The 19,280-nt window shown below is 70.9% G+C and carries 17 protein-coding genes; 8 read left to right on the plus strand and 9 right to left on the minus strand.

Going from position 1 to position 19,280, the window contains the following annotated elements:
* The first annotated feature begins 267 nt into the window (after positions 1–267).
* On the plus strand, positions 268–558 hold the full coding sequence (locus tag DI005_RS23340; protein WP_158559887.1) for a sigma factor-like helix-turn-helix DNA-binding protein: 291 nt from the start codon (positions 268–270) through the stop codon (positions 556–558).
* A gap of 192 nt (positions 559–750) precedes the next feature.
* On the opposite strand, the gene DI005_RS38305 is transcribed toward DI005_RS23340, so the two are convergent.
* From DI005_RS38305 to DI005_RS39510, 3 genes are read right to left on the minus strand one after another with little or no spacing between them, the layout of a single operon-like run.
* The gene (locus DI005_RS38305) at positions 751–909 is read right to left on the minus strand and encodes a hypothetical protein (RefSeq protein ID WP_158559888.1); all 159 of its coding nucleotides are present in this window, start codon (positions 907–909) and stop codon (positions 751–753) included.
* Entirely contained in the window at positions 910–1,641 is a 732-nt protein-coding gene (locus DI005_RS23345; RefSeq protein ID WP_112269644.1) for a class E sortase, read from the minus strand.
* A complete protein-coding gene (locus tag DI005_RS39510) occupies positions 1,638–1,769 on the minus strand; it encodes a hypothetical protein (protein ID WP_255565744.1) in 132 nt (43 codons plus the stop codon). Before DI005_RS39510 ends, DI005_RS23345 begins: the two co-directional genes overlap by 4 nt.
* A gap of 158 nt (positions 1,770–1,927) precedes the next feature.
* Here DI005_RS39510 and DI005_RS23350 point away from each other — a divergent pair, with 158 nt between their 5' ends.
* Entirely contained in the window at positions 1,928–3,070 is a 1,143-nt protein-coding gene (locus tag DI005_RS23350; RefSeq protein ID WP_147263906.1) for a hypothetical protein, read from the plus strand.
* Positions 3,007–3,573: a LuxR C-terminal-related transcriptional regulator gene (locus DI005_RS39170; protein ID WP_113643534.1), complete on the plus strand. Its 567-nt coding sequence runs from the start codon at positions 3,007–3,009 to the stop codon at positions 3,571–3,573. The genes DI005_RS23350 and DI005_RS39170 overlap by 64 nt, the downstream gene beginning before the upstream one ends.
* Here DI005_RS39170 and DI005_RS23360 read toward each other — a convergent pair.
* Entirely contained in the window at positions 3,542–3,964 is a 423-nt protein-coding gene (locus DI005_RS23360; RefSeq protein WP_113643535.1) for a hypothetical protein, read from the minus strand. The two genes, DI005_RS39170 and DI005_RS23360, sit on opposite strands and share 32 nt — an antisense overlap.
* A complete protein-coding gene (locus tag DI005_RS23370) occupies positions 3,961–5,118 on the minus strand; it encodes a lytic transglycosylase domain-containing protein (RefSeq protein WP_199543147.1) in 1,158 nt (385 codons plus the stop codon). The genes DI005_RS23360 and DI005_RS23370 overlap by 4 nt, the downstream gene beginning before the upstream one ends.
* A gap of 309 nt (positions 5,119–5,427) precedes the next feature.
* Here DI005_RS23370 and DI005_RS23375 point away from each other — a divergent pair, with 309 nt between their 5' ends.
* Positions 5,428–8,313, plus strand: coding sequence for an LPXTG cell wall anchor domain-containing protein (locus DI005_RS23375; protein WP_158559889.1), 2,886 nt, complete (start codon positions 5,428–5,430; stop codon positions 8,311–8,313).
* Positions 8,314–8,370: 57 nt separating this feature from the next.
* Here the strand turns inward: DI005_RS23375 and DI005_RS23380 are convergent, their stop codons facing one another.
* Positions 8,371–9,666: a PQQ-binding-like beta-propeller repeat protein gene (locus tag DI005_RS23380; RefSeq protein ID WP_158559890.1), complete on the minus strand. Its 1,296-nt coding sequence runs from the start codon at positions 9,664–9,666 to the stop codon at positions 8,371–8,373.
* Positions 9,667–9,804: 138 nt separating this feature from the next.
* Between DI005_RS23380 and DI005_RS23385 the strand changes: the two genes are divergently transcribed.
* Entirely contained in the window at positions 9,805–10,971 is a 1,167-nt protein-coding gene (locus DI005_RS23385) for a hypothetical protein (RefSeq protein ID WP_113643538.1), read from the plus strand.
* 3 nt (positions 10,972–10,974) lie between these two features.
* Here DI005_RS23385 and DI005_RS23390 read toward each other — a convergent pair whose 3' ends face one another.
* Positions 10,975–13,290, minus strand: coding sequence for a pyruvate dehydrogenase (locus DI005_RS23390; protein WP_113643539.1), 2,316 nt, complete (start codon positions 13,288–13,290; stop codon positions 10,975–10,977).
* Positions 13,291–13,423: 133 nt separating this feature from the next.
* On the opposite strand from DI005_RS23390, the gene DI005_RS23395 reads away from it, so the two are divergent.
* The 3 genes from DI005_RS23395 (at position 13,424) to DI005_RS23405 (ending at position 14,957) form a co-directional block, all read left to right on the plus strand.
* The gene (locus DI005_RS23395) at positions 13,424–13,900 is read left to right on the plus strand and encodes an Lrp/AsnC family transcriptional regulator (RefSeq protein WP_112269657.1); all 477 of its coding nucleotides are present in this window, start codon (positions 13,424–13,426) and stop codon (positions 13,898–13,900) included.
* A gap of 87 nt (positions 13,901–13,987) precedes the next feature.
* Positions 13,988–14,464: a DUF5946 family protein gene (locus DI005_RS23400; protein WP_112269659.1), complete on the plus strand. Its 477-nt coding sequence runs from the start codon at positions 13,988–13,990 to the stop codon at positions 14,462–14,464.
* On the plus strand, positions 14,454–14,957 hold the full coding sequence (locus DI005_RS23405; protein WP_113643540.1) for a nucleoside deaminase: 504 nt from the start codon (positions 14,454–14,456) through the stop codon (positions 14,955–14,957). The genes DI005_RS23400 and DI005_RS23405 overlap by 11 nt, the downstream gene beginning before the upstream one ends.
* Positions 14,958–15,005: 48 nt before the next feature.
* On the opposite strand, the gene DI005_RS23410 is transcribed toward DI005_RS23405, so the two are convergent.
* Positions 15,006–17,987: a family 16 glycoside hydrolase gene (locus DI005_RS23410; protein ID WP_113643541.1), complete on the minus strand. Its 2,982-nt coding sequence runs from the start codon at positions 17,985–17,987 to the stop codon at positions 15,006–15,008.
* A 232-nt stretch (positions 17,988–18,219) separates the two neighbouring features.
* Positions 18,220–19,263, minus strand: a complete 1,044-nt coding sequence (locus DI005_RS23415; protein ID WP_158559891.1) for an alpha/beta hydrolase — start codon at positions 19,261–19,263, stop codon at positions 18,220–18,222.
* Positions 19,264–19,280 lie beyond the last annotated feature (17 nt).

Consider the following 19,280-nt stretch of genomic DNA (forward strand, 5'->3'; position numbering starts at 1 on the left):
AATGCTTTGCGTGCCACGGGGTTCTCCGCCACGTGGTCACGCGAATGGCCTAATGAGATCTTGTCGTGATCATCGTGGGGAGCGAGCGGTACACCGTGGGGATGACGTCGCCCCGATACACAACGCCAGGTCACGGCACTCCGGCGGACCAGTTCGGCGCCGGTTCTGTCACTCCGGTGCGCGTCGGCCACGGGAGGTGCCACTCGTCCGGGTGGTTGGCTCTGTAGTTCGATGGCATCGGTAGACCAGCAACGAGGAGTCGCCCCTATGTTCCGCGCGCTCAACGACAGCACCGCTGTGGACAGCTTGATGTCCGCCGCCGCGACGCTCGGACCGGTGCCCGGACAGCGGCAAGCCGGTCACGAGACGATGCTGCGGCATGCGTTCCGGTCGCTGCCGTCGCGCTGGCGGCAGGCGATCTGGACCGTTGACGTGCTGGGTTGCGAGGTGGCGGAGCTGGCAGCGGCGCTCGACCTCGACCCGGCCGCGGCGGGTTCCCTGCTGGCAAGGGCTCGCCAGGCGCTGAGGGCCCGGATGCAGGAGTTGGAGCGGCGCTAGGAGGAGCGCACTGAACAACCGCTGCCCTGCTGCGCGACGGCCAACCGGTGCCTCGCCGCGTTGCCGGGAAGTCCGGGTACGACCCGGTACGAGGGCTTCCCTCCGCCTTGCTGAGCTCGGGTGGCGGGTGTCCCGCAGGGACACCGCCGCCTGGATCGCCGCTCACTACGGGCGGGGTTGTTCAGCACACTCCTAGGGCAGGACGGTGGTCGCGCCGCCGTACAGGAACTCGTCCAGCCACGGCAGCACCCACCACCACACCGCGGCCCCGAGTGCGGCAGCGAGGAGTACCAGGAACGCGAGCTTCGCGGCGCGACCCCACGGCAGCCGGTGCCAGAGCAACGTGAACATCTAGGAGGTCACCACGCCGGTGCCGAGAAGACTCTTGTCCTCAGTGGACACCAGCTTCGCGTGCACCACCAGCCGTTCCCAGTTGCCCCACTGCGGGTTGCACGTGGTGAGGGTGAGCAGGCGGCCGGCAGGCAGGTCACCGCCGGTCGCGGGATCCGGGGCGATGACAGAGGTGTCGGTGGGCCGTACGACCACGCTGTCGTAGATCCGGTAGGTGAACCGGTGACGCGCGGTCTCGACCACCACGTCGTCGCCATCGCCGAGCCGGTGCAGGTCCCAGAACACGCCGGGTGAGCGGTGCCCGGCGATCGCCACGTTGCCCAGCTCGCCCGGCAGCGCGCTGCCAGGGTAGTGACCGGGTCCCGCACGCAGGTCGTCGAGCGAGACACCCTCCACGACGGCCCAGCGCAGGCCGAGCGCGGGAAGGTGCAACCGCGCGAAGGGGCTTCCCACCTCGACGGCCGGTGACTCGCCCGCCCCCTGCGCGAGCGCGTCACCGGCCGTCGTCCCCTCCGGCACCGTGGCTCCCCGCCACGATTCGGTCAGCTGCTCGTCCAGCTGCTCTTGCAACGCCTGGACGCGAGCCGGTTTCCCCCACAGCTGGTAGCCGACGAACAGCGCGGCGACCACCCCCAGGACGACCAGCAGCTCGCCGGCGAGCACGAGCGCCGTCCGGCCGGTGCCGGGCGGCGCGGTCGCCGCGATGCGGCCGGGCCGGGTCACGTCGGTCACCGGCGCCGCGCCGGCCGCGGCGGCTCGGGCCGGGCGGTCTCCCGGTCCCGGCGTGGTTCGTCGATCTCCTCGCGGATGATCTGGTCGATCTTCTGGCTGGCCTCCCTGAGGCGCTTGATGATGCCCATCGGTCCTCCCGCTCGTCGGCACCGGCTACCCCTACAGACCAGCTCTGCGCCGTTCACATGTCGCGATCCGGGCCGCTGGCTTCGCCCGCGTCATGGCCGCCACATTCGCTCGTCTGTGTGACATAACCCCATAACCCCAACCGAAGAGAGGGCGTGGCGTGGCATCGGCCGGTATCGAGCAGGTCAGTATCAGCTCGCGAGTCGCGGTGGCCGGAGCGCCGATGGCCGCGTTCGCCGAGGCGCCCGTGGTGCTGCGCCGCTTCGCGGCCGAGCGGGACTGGGCCGGGCTGGAGGCGCTGTACGACCGGTACTGGATCGCGCTCGCTGCCGAGTATCCGGAGGAACTGGCGGCGGCCGTGAGCGAGATGCCGGTGAGCGTGCTGCACGAGCGCCCGCGCCTGCTGTTCGCGGCGCTGGCCGCCCGCCAGGCGCTGGCCTGCCGCAACGGGGAACAGCTGTACCCGTACCTGCGGCAGTACCAGGATATCGGCGCCCGGCTCGCGAACGAGTTCGACCCGGCCAGCGAGTCGTCGGCGGACAACCTCGTGGTGTTCGGCAGCGCCGTGCTGACCTGGCTGCGGCTGCAGGGCCGCTTCGCCGAGGGGGAGTCGCTGGGCTCGCGGGTGAGCGATCGCCTCGCGGAGCTCAGCCCCGTCCGAGGGGTCGAGCCGGTTCCCAGGCCCGGCTGGCTCGCGTTGCAGCGAGCGCTGACCCGGACCATGTCGGGCGACTTCCCTGGCGCGGCCGAACAGTACCGCGTGGCGCACGAGCAGGCTCGCACAGAGGATGTCGCCTTCTACGCGGGTGCCCGCGCCGCCGCGAACCTCGCGATGTTGTTCGCGCAGCTCGGTCACCACGGCGCCGTGCACCACTGGCTCGGCCAACTGCGGTCGTATCCGCCGCTGGGCCCGGGGACACGCTTCATCGTCGGGGAGGGCGGCCGGATCGCCGAGGGCTGGCAGGCCCTCGACCGTTACGACCGGGCCGCGGTCGACGCGGTCCTCGACGAGATCGGGGATGGGACGCGGCAGACGGAGCTGTGGCCGTTCGTCACGGCGTTGTCGGTCGCGCGGGCACTGCACTTCGGTGACCCGGTGGTCGCGCTCGAGAGCCTCGAGACCATCCGGCTCAGCCATGACCCGGGCGTGACCGGCAGGGTATCGCGGCGCAGGTGCTGGAACGTGCTCGCGCGGATCTGCTGCTCGCGAGCGGCGAGGCCAACCGGGCACTGCGGGTCGTGGAGGACGGCGGTGCGCACGCGCCCCATCTGCTGCTGCCCGCGGCCCGGTTGCGGCTGCTGAGCGGTGACTACGAGCTCGCCCGCGCCATCGCCTCGCGGGGCGCGGCCCGCACGGGATCGTCCCGGCGGGACGCGCGGCAGCTGTTGTTGCTCAAGGCCGTTGCCACGAGCCGCACGGGGGACCGCGACGGGGCGGTGCGTGCCGCGACGAGCGCGATGCGCGTCCGCCCGGGCGACGAGGTGCTGTCGCTGGCGAGTCTCTCGCCGGAGGACAGGGAGACCGTTCTCGGCCTGGTGCCGAACGCCCTCACCGCGGAGGCGGCGGGCCGCCTCGCCGAGGCGCGGCCGGTACTGCCCGGACGGGTGCACCTCGTCGAACTGACCGCACGAGAGCGCGCGGTGCTCACGGAGCTCGCGAAGGGCGGCAGCGTGCCCGACATCGCACTGCGGCTCGTGGTCTCGGTCAACACGGTCCGCACGCAGACCCAGAGCGTATACCGCAAGCTGGGCGTCTCCAGCCGCGGTGAGGCGGTCATGCGGGCTTCTGAGCTGGGGCTGCTGTGACCTGTCCGGCCTTGGCCAGCGCGGTGCGGAACGCGGTCACCGGGTCGGGCGCGAGGACGCCCCACGTGAGGGCGCCGCACAGCTCGGCCAGCCCCGGCCGGCCGTGCTCGCCGCCGACGAGCACCAGTGGAATTCCACGCCACGCGGCGATCTCGCGTTCCAGCGGGGCGAAGGCGGACAGGAACCCGTCGGTCTCGAACCACAGGTGCTCCAGGTCGATGATCAGCGCCCGCGTCGGTTCCGTGGCGGCCGTTCGCAGCGCGCCGCGCAACACGGCGGCGTTGCCGGGGTGCAAGTGGCCGCAGGCTTGGGTGACGGCGACCTTGCCGACGACTCTGGCCAGCACGATGAGGTCCGGCGCGGCGGCGATCCTGCGTCCGTAGGTCGTCACCGTCGCTCGCCTTCCGTGGGGTCCGTGGTGGCCGCGGTGGTGGTGACCGGGCTGGTGGTAGTCGTCGTCGACGATGTCGTCGGCGACGACGGTGAGGTCGTGGTGGCCGGAGGCGTCGTGGTGGTTGGAGGCGTCGTGGTGGTTGGCGTGGTCGTGGGCGGGGTCGGGGTCGTCGTGGCCGGTTCGCTCGGCGTGGGCGCGGTGGCCGGGGGCAGTTGCTCGGCCGGAGGCGTCGAGGCCGGTGCGGGTGCCGGGGCTGGTGGTGTCGTGACGCGGTTCGGCGCGGGTTCGCGCTTCGGCGGGACGTGCCCGGCGGCGTTCGGCATTAGCGGAACCTCACCGCGCGCGTAGGCCCGCGCGAGTGAGATCACCAGGTCCGCGTAGGACCGCGAGTTGTTGTAACGCAACACGGCCGCGCGCAGCCCGGCGGGATCGCGAAGGTCGGTGCCGCCCGCGCACAGGTACCGCGCGGCGGCCAGCGCCGCGTCGTGGATGTTGTCGGGATCGGCGATGCCGTCGCCGTTGCCGTCGGCGGCGTAGCGCGCCCAGGTCGACGGGATGAACTGCAGGGGCCCGACCGCCCGGTCGAGAACGGGGTCGCCGTCGAGCCGCCCGCCGTCCGTGTCGGCGATGTGCGCGACACCGCTGCGGCCGTCCAGCGGGATGCCCCGGATCACGGGCCGGACCGAGCCGTCCTCGTACACCGTGGCGCCGGCGTACCGCCCGTGGTTGGACTCCACCCTGCCGATCGCGGCGAGGACCGGCCAAGACAGTCCACAATGGGGAGTGTCGCGCGCGAGCACCGACGCCGCCTTGCGGTAGGCCGCCATCGCGGCGGCGGGCATGTCGCCGGTGAGCGGCGAGACGGGCGAGCCCGCGGTGTCGGCCGCGAGTGCGGGCAGCGAATCGTCCACGAAACGGGGAGGTGGCTGCCCACCGACGCTCGGGGCCAGCGGTTCTTCCCGCTCCTGTGCCGCCACAGCGGCCGGCCGCGCGGGCTCGAGGCGAGCGGTACCGTCCGATGTGTCGTCGTGCAGCAGTGCGGTGACGCCGGCCAGCGCCGCGAGGTGCACGCCCAGCAGGGCGCCGGCGGATCGCCGGAGTCGACGGGCCGGGGCGGCGGGTTGGTCCGGTGATGGTCGACGTCTGCGCATGGTCCGCTCCCGGCGGTGAGGTCGGCTGAGATGTCCGGTTGTAGGACCGCGATGTCGCGCCGGACATGACGATGCTCGCGTTCGGACGGTGACGTTCTCGACTCGCCGACATGTTCGGACCTTTCCCTCGGTCTATGTAGCGGACGAAAGGGTCGGCGGCGCGTGTCGCGGCAACGGCCCGACCGAAAGATTGGATGCAGCATGTCGATGAGATCGTTGAGTTCATTGAGGCGGTGGAAGCGGAGACGGTCCGGTCGTCGCCGCGTCACCGCCGCGACGACCGCGTCGTTACTCCTGGCCTCGATCCTGGTGGCGGGAAGTGGGGCACTCGGCGGGACTCCCGTCGCGCAGGCCGAACCGGCCTGGACGTGTGACGCGTTCGGCTACCTGTTCCAGAGCCCGAGCGGGGACGCCGGGCCACACGACATCTTTCAGATCGACCTGGCGACCGGCGAGTCCACGCATTACGCGTCGATGTCCCACTGGGTGAACGGCGTCGCGTACAACCCGCTGGACAACTACTTCTACGCCTGGTCCGGCGCGGGTGAGTTCGTGCGGATCAACGCCGACGGCACTCACGACTCGCTGGGGCTGCCGGCCGGCGTCAACCCCGCCGGTTACAACGTCGGCGACATGGACAGCTCCGGTCATCTCTGGGTGACGAGATCGATCAACGGCGAGGCGTACTACGAGATCGACTACGCACCCGGCTCCCCGACCTACGGCCAGGTCGTGAGCCAGGGTACCGTCACGTTCCCGGCCGGTCTGGCCAACATCGGCGCCGACTGGTCGTGGATCGACGGCTACCTCTACAGCGTCGGCAGTGAGGCGAGCGGGGTGGCGCATCTCGTCCGCTTCGATCCCGCGACCGACACGGCCACCGACATGGGCGCGCTGCCCATCAGCAGCGGGGCGTTCGGCGCCACGTACGCTGACGCGGACGGCAACCTGTGGGCCTCGGACAACGTCACCGGCGCGATCTACCGGATCGACCCGGCGAACCTGCAGACGGTCAAGGTGTCGGACGGCCCGATCTCGGGTGGCAACGACGGTGCCCGCTGCGCGAGCGCGCCGATCCCCACGATCACCGTGACCAAGGAGGTCCCGGCGAGGGTCCAGGCCGCCGACCAGTTCACCGTCGGCGTGCGCGACAGCGGCGGTGCCCTGCTGACGTCGGCGACCACGACCGGTGCCGACACGACGGTCAGCACCACCAACTGGCCGGTTTCCCAGGGCAGGACATACACGATCACGGACGCGATGGCACCGGGCTCGCCGGACGCGCTCAGCGCCTACGTGCCCACGATCGAGTGTGTGGACGGGAACGGCAGCCCGGTGGAGACCGGTGGCACCGCTGCGAGCTGGACGATCACCGTGTCGGGCACCACCGACTACCAGTGCACGGTGACCAACACCCCGGGCGAGCCGTCGTTCGAGGTGGAGAAGACGGCCGACACCGAGGGCCCGGTCGCCCCGGGTGACACGGTCACCTACACCGTGACGGCGGCCAACACCGGCACGGTGCCCTACACTGCCGAGAACCCGGCGTCGTTCACCGACGACCTTTCCGGTGTACTGGACGACGCCACCTACAACGGCGACGCCACCAATGGCGCCACAGTGGACGGAACGACGCTCGACTGGTCTGGGCCGCTGGGCGTCGGCGAGACGGTGACCGTCACCTACTCGGTGACCGTCGACGATCCCGCCGAGGGGGACAAGGAACTGTCCAACGTGGTCATCGGTGGGGAGAACTGCCCCGAAGGATCGACGGCCGCCGAGTGCTCGCCGCCGGACGTGCCCGTGCTGTCGTACGAGACGGTCAAGACCGTGGACGCCACCAGGGTCGAGCCCGGCCAGAAGGTGACTTACACGGTGACCGTGACCAACACCGGCAAGGCCGGCTACACCGCCGAGAATCCGGCGTCGTTCACCGACGACCTGTCGAAGGTTCTCGATGACGCGACCTACAACGGGGACGCCTCGAACGGGGCCACCGTGGACGGGTCCACGCTGAGCTGGTCCGGCCCGCTCGCCATCGGCGAGACGGTGACGATCACGTACTCGTTCACCGTCAACGACCCGGACGAGGGTGACCAGCAGCTGTCCAACGCCGTCGTCACACCAGCGAACGTAGGCGGCAACTGCCCCGAAGGCACGGACAACCCGGACTGCGTCACCGAGGTTCCCGGCACCAAGCTCGACGTGGAGAAGTCCGCGTCGGCGGAGGTGGCGGTGCCCGGCGACACCGTGACCTACTCCGTGACGGTGACCAACACCGGCAAGGCCGACTTCACCGAACAGGACCCGGCGTCGTTCACCGACGACCTGTCGAAGGTGCTCGATGACGCGACCTACAACGGGGACGCCTCGAACGGCGCCACTGTGGACGGTTCGACCCTGAGCTGGTCCGGTCCGCTGGCCGTCGGCGAGACGGTGACGATCACGTACTCGGTGACCGTCGACAGCCCGCCGTCCGGTGACCGCGTGCTGGACAACGTCGTGACCACCCCGCCGGGCATGAACGGCAACTGCGGGGAGGGCTCCACCGACCCGAAGTGCGGCACGCACACCGACGTGCGCTCGTTCGAGGTGGTCAAGAAGGCCTCGGCGAGCGAGGCGGCACCCGGGGAGAAGGTGACCTACACGGTGACCGTGACCAACACCGGGCAGGTGCCCTACACCGAGGACGAGCCGGCGTCGTTCACCGACGATCTGTCGAAGGTGCTTGACGACGCGACCTACAACGGCGACGCCGACAACGGCGCCACCGTGGAGGGTTCCACGTTGTCCTGGTCGGGACCGCTGGACCTCGGCGAGTCGGTGACGATCACGTACTCGGTGACCGTGAACGACCCGGTCTCGGGGGACGGGAACCTGCACAACGTCGTCACTACGCCGCCCGGCTCGGGCGGTGAGGAGACGGGCGGGAACTGCCCCGAGGGATCGGACAACGCGGACTGCAGCACCGACACGTCGGTGAAGGAGCCCACACCGCCGGGCGCGAACCCGCAGGAGCCCGGTGACAAGGGCGGCTCCGGGATCAAGCCGGTGGGCAAGCCGTCCGGAAGCCTGGCCTCCACGGGCGCGGACATGCAGCTGGTGATGATCTTGGCGGGTCTGCTGATGCTGGCGGGCACGACCCTGCTCCTGGTGAGCAGGCACCGGCGCGGCAACGCCGGACAGCCGGAGTAGCACCCGGCAGCACCGACGGCCCGGTCCGCCCTCGACGGGCGGGCCGGGCCGATCCGGTCATCGGGGACGGTCGTAGGTGACGAGTGCGGGCTCGCCGCCGAGCAGAACCTCCAGGCCGATGCCGGTGCCGTCGGCGGTGACCCGGGTGACCGAAACACCGTCGAAGGCGGTGCGGGACTCGCCGGTTCGGAGGTCGACGACTTCGAGTCCCCGCTGAGACCTTCCGGGCAGCAGGGCGAGGTCGCCGACGACGGCCGAGGTGTCCAGCTCCGTGGCCCGGTTCTCGATCCGCCAGAGCCGCTCACCGCCGGCCAGGTCGCGTGCGGTCAGGTAGGCGTGGGTGCCGCGCTGCGGATCGGAGTCCGACGTGAGCAGGACATCGCCGTAGAGCGCGGCCTGCTCGTAGTAGGTGGGGGAGCTGTCGGGCAGGTCGGCCGACCAGCGTTCCTCGCCGGTGCGGGCGTCGAGCACGGCGATCCGGTTCTCGAACACGCCGCGTGCCTCGTCGTGGCGGGTGGAGCGCACCACGACCTCCTCCGCGGTGGTCGCGACGAGCTGCTGGGCAAAGTCCTCGTGCCCGTAGTCCCACAGCGGCGTGCCGTCGGCGCCGGAGAACGCGTACAGCCGCAGCGACCCGGGTTCCAGGCCACCGCGCGGGTCGGTGACCAGCTCCCAGGCGCTGGTCGAGTCCGGGCCCGCGGCTCCGAACACGATCGTGTCGCCTGCCGCCCGGCCGTACCGGAACGACTGGCCGAGGTCCACCTCGCGGGTCCACACCGGTTCCGGACGGGTGGGGTCGACCAGGGTAAGCACGCCCTGCCGAGGGGTGGGCCAGCGCAGCAGCACGACCGCACGGTTCGCCACGGCGACGGCCGTGCCGGACGGAGCGGCGCCGACGTCACCGAGAACGGTGCAGCCCCGTACCTCACCGGTTTCGAGTCCGATGTCGACGGCCGCCGGGGCCGAGCCGTCCGGATGCTGGAGCAGAACGAGGCCGCTGCCGACGTGGGCGCCGCCGTAACTGGTTCCGTTCTGCTCGAATGCCCACAGCCGCCCGCCGGTTCCGGCGTCGACGGCGCCGACCACGTCGTCGCCCGCTCTGCCGACGACCACGCCGCCGACGGTCAGCTGAGGCGTCCGCGTTCCGGCGATCGCCGTCCGCGCGGGACCGAACGGCGCGGCCGGTGCGTCCAGGACGCGCAGGGCCTGCGGTTCGGCCACGTCCGCGAGCGGAGCGCCGGAGGGGATTCGCCCGGTGGGCGTGAGTGCCGTCTCGCAGGGGCCGGGTGCTGTCCACGGCCGCCACACCAGCAGGCCGGCCGCCAGCACTGCGACCAGTCCGGCACTGCCCACCCACATCCAGCCTCGACGACGCATGCTCACCCCGGTCGATCCGATCGTGGCGTCAGGCTAGCCGGTTCGTCCGTTTCACGAGGCGAGTTCCCGAAAACCCGGTGTCCGGTGAGCGCGCTCTGTTAACGTGCCCGATTTGTGAAGGGTTTCCTCCGGAACCGGCTGGTCGTGCTGGCAGCGCTCGCGGGACTCGTCGTGGGCGGCGTGAGCACCTGGCTCTTTCTGGACCCGCGGGAGGACGACCCGAACCCGATCGCCATCGCCGAACCGGCGGAGACGGATTCCGATGCGGACAGTGCCGTGTTCGCCGAGGCGCGGGACGCGTGGCGGTCCCGGCCGGCCACCGAGCAGCCCCGCGGGGAGCTCAGTGTGTTGCACGCGGGCCGGGCAGGCGACCGGGACGTGGTCATCCTGCTCGACGACACGGGCCTCGGCGCCGTCTACGAACGCCGCGCCGACGGTGCGGGAGAAATCCTCTGGGTCGAGCAGTTCGGCCGTCCCCGCGACACGACCCCGCCGGTCGACCCTTGGCGCACCGAGGTGAGGTCGCTCGTCGTCGGCGACGGCGCGTGGATCGGCGCGAGCGGCGAGCACCCGCGGCTGGACGCCGCCGTGCTCGCCGGCGACGAGGTGCGCTGGGAGCGGGTCACCGCCGAGAACGGGATCGTGCCGAGGGTGCCTGCCGTGGGCCCGGACGCCTGCGGGGCCAAGGTGATCGCGGAGCAGCGCCGCGACGCGGTGCGGTTTCACCTGTTCCGCACTCGGCAGAGTGGGGTGGGAACGAACGTGGGCCGCCTCACGCCGCTCGACGCCTCGGGGCGCACTCCGGCGGACGACCGCCCGGTGAGCTCGCTCGATGACGTCGGTGCGGCCGAGCTGCGGCTGGTCTCGCAGCTGGCCTGCGCCGAGAGTGCCGAGTACTCCAGGCCCATCCCGCTGCTGTTCGCGATCGTCGAACTGTGGCGCGGAACCCTGCCCGGTGGCCGGGATGCGTCGGTGCTCGCCGTGTCGGGGGGCCGGGACACGGTGCTGGTCGACACCGGCGACGAGACCTCGGTGATCCCCACGGGCCACCCGGTCCGTCGCGACACCGTCGTGTGGTGGTTCGACGAGGATGAGCGGCTCGTCGCCGTGGGCACCCCGGAGGTCGCGCGCATCGACGTCGCGCTCTCCGACGGGCGGCGCGTCACGCGGCCCGGCCGGTTCGCCGCCGTCGAGCTGGGCGAGCTGTCGGTGTCGAAGGCCGCGCCCCGCGTGGGCGCCGTGAACGCCGATGGCCTGCCGGTGACGGTGCTCCCGCGCTGAGAGTCAGCAGGCGACGTCGAGGGCCGCTCGGACGACGCTGTCGGTGTCGAGGCCGTGGTGGCGGTAGACGTCCTCGAGCGAGCCGGACTGTCCGAATCGGGTGACGCCGAGAGCTGTCGTGGAGACGACGCGGTTGATGGTGGCCAAAAAGGACAACGTGTGCGGGTGTCCATCGAGGACGGTCACCAGCGGCGTGGCCCGGTCGGCGGGGAAGGCCTGGTCGAGGATCCAGGAGTCGGCCTGTTCGTGGCCCTGCCGGGCGCGCACGGCGCGGTAGAGCAGATCGGGGCTGGTCACGCACACGACGTCCGCCGGGATTCCGATCTGGTCGAGCCGGGCGGCGGCGTCGAGCGCTTCCGGGACCACGGCGCCCATCGCCGCGATGGTCACCTTCGGGGCGATGGTGCGGCGCAGGGGATAGGCGCCGGCGACGACCTGGCGGCGCCGGCGCTCCCTGGCGGCGGGGTCACCGGGCACGTCGGCGAGGGTCTGGTCGACCGGTCGCGTGGAGAGCCGCAGGTAGGCCGAGGTGCCATCGGGCTTGCCGAGCCGGCCGAGCGCTGCGAGCAGTGTCCATTCGGCGTCGAGGGCGAAGGCCGGTTCGTAGGTCACGCATCCTGGTTGTTCGAGGCCGATCGAGGGGGTCTTGATCGACTGGTGCGCGCCGCCCTCGGGGGCGAGGCTCACCCCGGAGGGGGTGCCGATGAGGATGGACTGCCCGCCCGCGTAGATGCCGTAGGACCAGGGTTCGAGGGCGCGTTCGACGAACGGGTCGTAGAGCACCCCGATGGGCAGCAGCGCCTGGCCCCAGCGGCTCCAGGTCGCGCCGAGCTCGCCGAGCAGGCTGACGAGGTTGACCTCGGCGATGCCGAGCTCGATGTGCTGGCCGGTGGGCTTCTCCCGCCAGTGCAGGATGGTTTCGGCGTCGTCGGCGAACCAGTCCTGTCGTTCCTGGACCGACCAGACGCCGACCTTGTTGACCCAGCCGCCCAAGTTGGTGGTGGAGCTGACGTCGGGGCTGACGGTGACGACGCGGCGCGCGGCGCCGGGGGCTTCGCGGGTGAGGTCGAGCAGCGCGCGACCGAGTGCGGCCTGGGTGGTGGCGGTGCCGGCGGGTGTGCGCCCGAAGTCGGTGGGCACCGGCGGAGGTGCGACCGCGGGGAGTTCCGGCCTGCGCAGGCGCCGCGCGGTGGCCCGGCACAGCTCGTGCTCGGAGCTGCCCTCGGGGAAGGCGCGCCACGGATCGTCGGGGTCGGCGCCGACCCGGTCGGCCAGCTCGCGCATCTGCGCGTCGGTGAGCAGGGCGGAGTGGTTCTGGGGATGGCCCTTGGTGGCGAGGCCGTAGCCCTTGACGGTGTAGGCGAAGATCACCGTGGGCCGGGTGTCGTCGATCGCGCCGAACGCGTCGTCCAGTGCGGCCAGGTCGTGGCCTCCGAGGTTGGCGATCGCGTCCACCAGGGTGGTGTCGTCGAGCCCGGCGACGAGCGCGGAGATCGCCGCGGCCGAGGGACCCTCGCCGGGCAGCCTGCGACGCAGTTCGGTGGCGTCGCAGCGCAGCAACCGCTGGTACTCGGGGTTGGTCATGGCGTCGATGCGCTGCCGCAGCTCGGCGCCGCCCGGCTTCGCGAACAGCCCCTCCAGCAGGCGGCCGTACTTGAGCTGGATGACCTGCCAGCCCGCGGCGGTGAACATCCCGCGCAGCTTGTCGGCGGCGATGTTGGGCACGACCCGGTCGAGCGACTGGCGGTTGAGGTCGACGATCCACACGATCTCGCCCAGCTCGGCGACGCCGGGGTCGAGCACGGCCTCCCATACGGCGCCCTCGTCCAGCTCGGCGTCGCCGACCAGCGAGTACTGCCGTCCGGTGCCCGCGCCGCCGAAGGCGGTGTCGACGTAGCGGCGGGACACCGCGCCCCAGATCGGCGCGGTGGCGCCGATGCCGACCGAACCGGTGGAGTAGTCGGCCGGGTCGGGATCCTTCGTGCGGCTGGGATAGCTCTGCAGGCCGCCGAACTCACGCAGCCGCGACAGGTACGAGGAGTCCAGCTCGCCGAGGAGGTAGTTGATCGCGTGCAGCACGGGCGAGGCGTGCGGCTTGACCGAGACCCGGTCGTCGGCGCGCAGGCGGTTGAACCACAGCGCGGTCATGATCGAGACCATCGACGCCGACGACGCCTGGTGGCCGCCCACCTTGAGTCCAGACGGATTGGGGCGGACCCGGTTGGCGTGGTGGATGATCGCGCTGGACAGCCACAACACCCGGTCCTCCACCGCGCGCAGGGCGTCGGTGCCGGGTGTGGTGGTGGCGGGCTTGGTCATCACTGGCCGTCCTCGATCTGGGTGCAGGTTGCTCACAGTGAAACAACCTGTTGGACTGATGCTCAATACTTCGCCCCGATAATGAGCAATCTGCTCAATCACGGAGACCGAACGAGAGGGAGAGGCGAGCACAATGCCCCATGACGGCCCCGTCGACGCGGTGGACGCCCGGATCCTGCTCGAACTGGCAGAGCATCCCCGGGCCACCACGCTCGCTGTCGCGGACCGCGTCGGGATCTCCCGCAACACCGCGCAGTCGCGGCTCGCCCGGCTGGAGCGGAACGGCGCGCTGGAGTCCTTCGAGCACCGGATCGCCCCGGCCGCGCTGGGCTACCCGCTGACCGCGTTCATCACGGCACAGGTCACCCAGCGCCTGCTGGACGAGGTCGCCGCCGCGCTCGCCGACGTGCCAGAGGTGCTTCAGGTGCAGGGCATCTCGGGTCCGGTCGACCTGATGATCCAGGTGGTCGCCGGCGACGCGGACGACCTCTACCGCATCGCCGGGCGCATCCTCGCCATCCCCGGCGTCGAACGCACCAACACGGCACTGGTCATGCGGCAGCTCGTCGACTACCGGATCACTCCGCTGCTTCGCCGGGCACTGCGCTGAAGGTGGCCTTCAGGCGCCAGCCGGGGATCTCGATCGACATGTTCCCCTTCTGCTCACCGCGCGTCCTGGTATACCACGGAGGTGCCGGTGACCCGCTGCCCCGAATGCGGAGCCCCTGCCGGGCCCCGCTCGTGCCAGGAGCTCTTCGACGCCGTCCTCGCGCTCGACCACTCCCGGCGCCCGCCCTGGGGTCCCCTCCACGGCGTGACGGTGGCCTGCTTCCTGCTCCAGCATCCCAGCCGCCTGCCCGAGACCGCCAGGTCCGGACCCTGGGCGATGGTGCACAGCTACCTCGACGGAGGTCTCGCCGCGGTCACCCGGCTCACGGAGCGGGCCCGCAACGCCAACAGCCACCGCAACCGCGGCGCCCGACGAGCCGGGACCGTCCCCGGCGTGCCGGCGCCGCCGCTCACCGCACCGCCCACGGCCTTCGATGTCACCATCGCCGACGTCGCCGGGGACGGCACGTTCCCGGCCGACGGCTTCCCCGAGCGCGTCACCGACTGGGCGCGAGCCATCATCGACGCCTGGCGATCGGAGAAGGAGTTCGGACATGGCGATTAGCGAGACGGATCTGCGGCACCTGCGCCGCTGTGTCGAGCTGGCCCGCGAAGCACTGGATGACGGGGACGAACCGTTCGGGTCGGTCCTGGTGAGCGGTGCCGGTTCGGTGCTGTTCGAGGACCGCAACCGGGTCAGGGGCGGGGACTCCACCCGGCATCCCGAGTTCGAGATCTCCCGCTGGGCCGCGGCGAACCTCACACCGGAGGCACGTGCCGCGGCCGTGGTCTACACGTCTGGTGAGCACTGTCCGATGTGCGCGGCGAGCCACGGCTGGGTCGGGCTGGGCCGCATCGTCTACGCGGTCTCCAGCGTCCAGCTGAGCGGATGGCTGTCCCGGTGGGGCGCGGCGCCCGCTCCGGTCGCCGCTCTGCCGATCACCACGGTCGTGCCCGCCGCCGTGGTGGAAGGCCCGGTTCCGGAGCTCGAGGACGAGATCCGTTCGCTCCACCGCGCCTGTTTCGCTCCCGGTGCCATGGACTCGTCGCCGGAGTGAGGCGGGGCAGGCGGGCCGGTGGCGAAAAAGCCGCCACCGGCCCTCGGTTCACGACCTGTCCTGGAGCCGCTCGATCCAGATGGAGCGGAACCTCGGGTTCTCGCCGGGGTCCCGGTGGTCCTGCAGCCGGATCGGACCCGGCGTGGGACCCTCGGCCTGACCGGCGCCGGTCTTGCCGTCGATGGCGACGTCGTCGTGGACCAGCCGCCCGTTCCACCAGAGTGTCACGCGCGCGTCCGCGATCTTGGTGCCGTCGCTGTCGAAGCGGGCAGCCCGGAAGACGATGTCGTAGGTCTGCCAGCTGCCCGGCGGCTTCGCCGCGTTGACGTCCGGGGCCTTCTTGAGGTAGATCGCGCCGGCCGAGTCGAGCGCCGGAGCGGTGATCCCGTACGACTCCAGCACCTGGATCTCGTATCGCTCCTGGATGTAGACCCCACTGTTGCCGCGCGCCTGCCCGGTGACCTCCGGCGGATAGTGCGGCTGGTACCACTCGACGTGCATCCGGAAGTCGCCGAACTTCTCCTTCGTGCGGATGTCCCCGCCCAGCGATTCCATCGATCCGTTCGCCACCGGCCAGGTCGCCGGCCCGCCGCTGGCCGACTCCCAGGCGTCGAGGTTCTCCCCGTCGAACAAGGTGATGCGCTCCGTCGGCGTTACGGTGATCTTGTCGAGGTTCACGTGGCCCTCGTCGGTGGGTTCGTAGACGAAGGCGATCGTGTTCGCGCCGGGCCGCAACGGCACCGTCTCGACGTGGGTCGCCCACTTGTTCCAGGCGCCGGTGTTGGCCAGCCAGACCTGTTTCACCTTGGTGCCGTTGACGTACAGGCTCATCGACTTCGGGACGGGCTGCGGATGGTCGGGGTTCGTCCCGTTGGCGTACCGCAGCGCGACGTCGTGGCGGCCGCCGCGGTCCGCCGTCACCGCGAAGGTGGTGCTGGTGCCCGGCGTCCAGTTGCGGTCGACGAAACCGGCGCCCGAGTAGCCGGTGTGGTTGGTGTTGAACCCGGTGCCGCCTGCCAGCGCGGCGGACTCCGCCTCGTACTCCGGTGGCGCCGTCGAGCCGTCGGACAGGCGGTTGAGCGTGTACCACGCCTCGGTGCTCCACAGCTGTTCGCCCGACTCCGCGGCGAACGGACGCGGGGTGTGCACGTACACCACCCGGCCGGGCTTCAGGCCGGCGAGCTTCAGTGTCACCGTCTTGCGGTCTCCGGAGAGCCGCGCCGACGTCACCTCGAGGGTCTCCTCGTCGACCTTCGGCCCGCCGTACTGCGGGGTCGCCACGTACCGCCACTGCTCGGCGTTGTACCTCGCCGCCAGGTCCTGCGCGGTCTCCGCGGACAGCGGCCTGGTGTACTCGATCTTGAAGCCGCCGTCGATCGCGCGCATGGTGCGGATGTCGAACGCCTTGTCGCCGCTCGGGGTGAGTTTCTGCAGCCCGAACTTGAGCTTGCCCTCCTGGCCCCAGTTGCCCGTCGAGCCGATGCCGCCCGCGTAGATCGCACCGTCGGGGCCGAGGGAGATCCGGTTCACCCCGGCCTCCAGGCCCTGAGTCATGCGGAACACCGCGCCCTGGTACTCGCCGCCGACCTTCTCCAGATAGGCCCGCTGCAGGCCACCGTAGGTGACGTCGCCGAACACCAGCTGCCCGGCGAACACGCCCTCGGGCAGCACGAGCGGGTTGCTCGGCGAGTTGGAGATCTCGCCGTGCGGCAGCCAGAGCACGGGCTCTGTCACGGGCCGGTCGTCGAACGGGCCGTCCGGGTTGGTGTAGTGGTTGAAGAAGCGGTCCTGCTTGATCCGCACCAGCTTCGACGTCGGCAGGTAGGCGCCCTGGTTGTCGGTGACGAAGATGTCGCCCTCCGGACCCCAGCCTGGGCCGTTGGGCGTGCGCAACCCACCAGCCACATAGGACACTTCGCCCGTCCGCCTGTTCACCTTGAGTGTGGAGCCGCGGTTGGGCACGGGCTGCGGGTCGGCGGTCTGGCCACCGGGGATCATCGCGATGCCCGTGGTGACGTAGAAGTACCCGTTCCGGTACAACAGACCGAACGCGAACTCGTGGTAGTTGCCGCCGAACGGCCAGGTCGCGATCCTGCGGTACTCGTCGGTGACCTCGTCGCCGGTGGTGTCGACGAGCGCGGTCAGCTGGTGTTTCTCTGACACGTAGAGGGTGCCGTCGACGTAGGAGATGCCCATCGGCTCCTGGAGGTTCTCGGCGACCCGCTTGACGGTGACCTTCGACGGGTCGGTGTTGCCGGTGACGTTGTCGAGCAGGTACACCTCGCCCAGCACGCTCTCCCTGGCGCCGCCCCACGTGGAGATGGCCAGGCGCCCGTCCGGTAGCCAGTCCATACCGGTGACCTGTGGCTCGAAGCCTTCGGGGCGCAGGTCGGTCAGTGTGTAGTTCGGGTGCACGCCGACGAGCGGCAGCCCGTCGCCCGGCGACTCGGTGACCCCCTCGCACTCCTTGCGGCCGGGCGAGGTGACGCGGGTGACGTCGGCGTCGGTGCTCAGTGCCGAGTTGGGCACGACGGTGAAGCCGTCGGCTCCGGGTGGCTGCCACTCCAGCGTGAGCCGCTGGTCGTAGTCGGCGTCGAAGTGGTCGATGCGCAGCGGATGGTGTCCCGCTGCCAGTTCGATCCAGCCGTCCTTCGGCGTCGCCCCGTGCCGGCCGCCGTTGTCGATGACCTCGGTTCCGCCGAGGAACAACCGGGCCCCGTCGTCGCTGGTGAGCCGGAAGTCGTAGCGGCCGGCGGTGGCGACGTGGAGGTAGCCGGAGACCTCGGAGACGAACCTGTCGGCGATCCCGAAGTCCGAAGTGGTGCGCCAGTCGATCGTCGGCATCAGCTTGTCGATGTTGGGGGTCTGGCCGGGTTTGAGCGTGCAGTAGTCGGTGAGTGGCGCCTGCACGTCGAACACTCGCAGCGTCACTCCGGGTTCCTGCGGTGGGATGTCGGACTGCGCGGTGGCGGGGGCGGCGAGGAAGGTGAAAGCGCTTACTGAGGCTAACAGGGCGACGAACAGCCGCATGGGCGTTCCTCCTTGGCAGAACACGGCCCGCGCTCCGGTGCGCGATGACCATGTGGCCCACAGTGAACGATCAGCTTCGTGCGAAAGTCAACGAAAGTCGTGTTGATCTGTGCGGAAGTCGACCACTGGGCGCAGCCCGGCTCGTGCGTTCGGCGTAGCGGTCCGCTGCACGTCGACGCGGTGATCGACGAACCGCGCTGAGCGACCCCTGGGGTTGATGTCCGTCGTGCCTTCAGTGGAGGTGCGTGGTGAACCAGTCGGCGGCCAGCGCGGCCGCGGTGTCGACGGGAGGCCGGTCGTAGAGATCGTTGTGCGTCACGCCGGGCAGGATCTCCAGCCGTTTCGGGCCGGTGAGCCGGTCGTAGACCGCCTGATGGTCCTCGGGCAGCGTGGACACGTCCCGCTCGCCGACGACCAGCAGGCCGGCGCTCCGTCCGATGTTGTCGCTGGAGGTGCGGGTGTCGTCGACCAGGATCGTGCGCAGGGATAGGGCACTGGCCCGGTTGCGCCAGTTCGGCGCCGCGCCGCGCGCGGTTCCGTAGTATTCGGCGGCGATCGGGTCGTCGAAGAGCACCGGCTGGCTCGGCGGGACGTCGGGAGTGCGGACGACCGGGATGTAGTCGAGCTCCCCGGTGTGGTGGTAACGCCGCAGCAGCGAGGTCTGCTCGGCGAGCAGGTCGGGATAGGCCGGCATCAGCTCTCGGGCGCGTGCGGGGTTGAGCAACCCGGCCGAGATGGCGGCGAAGGCACGGACCCTCGGGTCGTACGCGGCGAGGTTCATCGCCAGGCCCCCGCCGATCGACACGCCCATCGCGCCGATCCGCTCCGGGTCCACAAGCGACTCGAGGGAAGTGAGGTAGCTGACCGCCACGTGCAGGTCGTCCAGCCGTTTCCCGTTGTCCTCGTGCAGGCGCGGTGAGCCGCCGCTCTCGCCGAACCCGCGCTGGTCGAAGGCCAGCGTGACGAAACCGGAGACGGCGAGCCGCTGGGCGTAGCCGGCGTTGACCGACTGCTCCTTCACCGACGTCATGGCGTTGGACAGCACGATCGCGGGCCGGGGACCTGGCTTTCCTGACGGGACCCGCAGGTGGCCCACGAGCCGGACGCCGTCGGGAGCACGGAACTCGACCCTGCGGCGCGAGACGCCCTCCGGTCGCGTGACGTCCGCCCCGGTGACCCCTGCCCGCGCCATGGGCACGTTCAGTACCATGCCGGTCGCCGCGGCTCCGCTGATGGCGAGCGCCCGCCGACGTCCCAAGGTCGTCTGGTGCGTCATGAGAAAGAACCCCATCC

It is taken from the genome of Prauserella sp. PE36 (assembly GCF_003311655.1).
In the GTDB taxonomy this organism is placed as follows: domain Bacteria; phylum Actinomycetota; class Actinomycetes; order Mycobacteriales; family Pseudonocardiaceae; genus Prauserella_A; species Prauserella_A endophytica.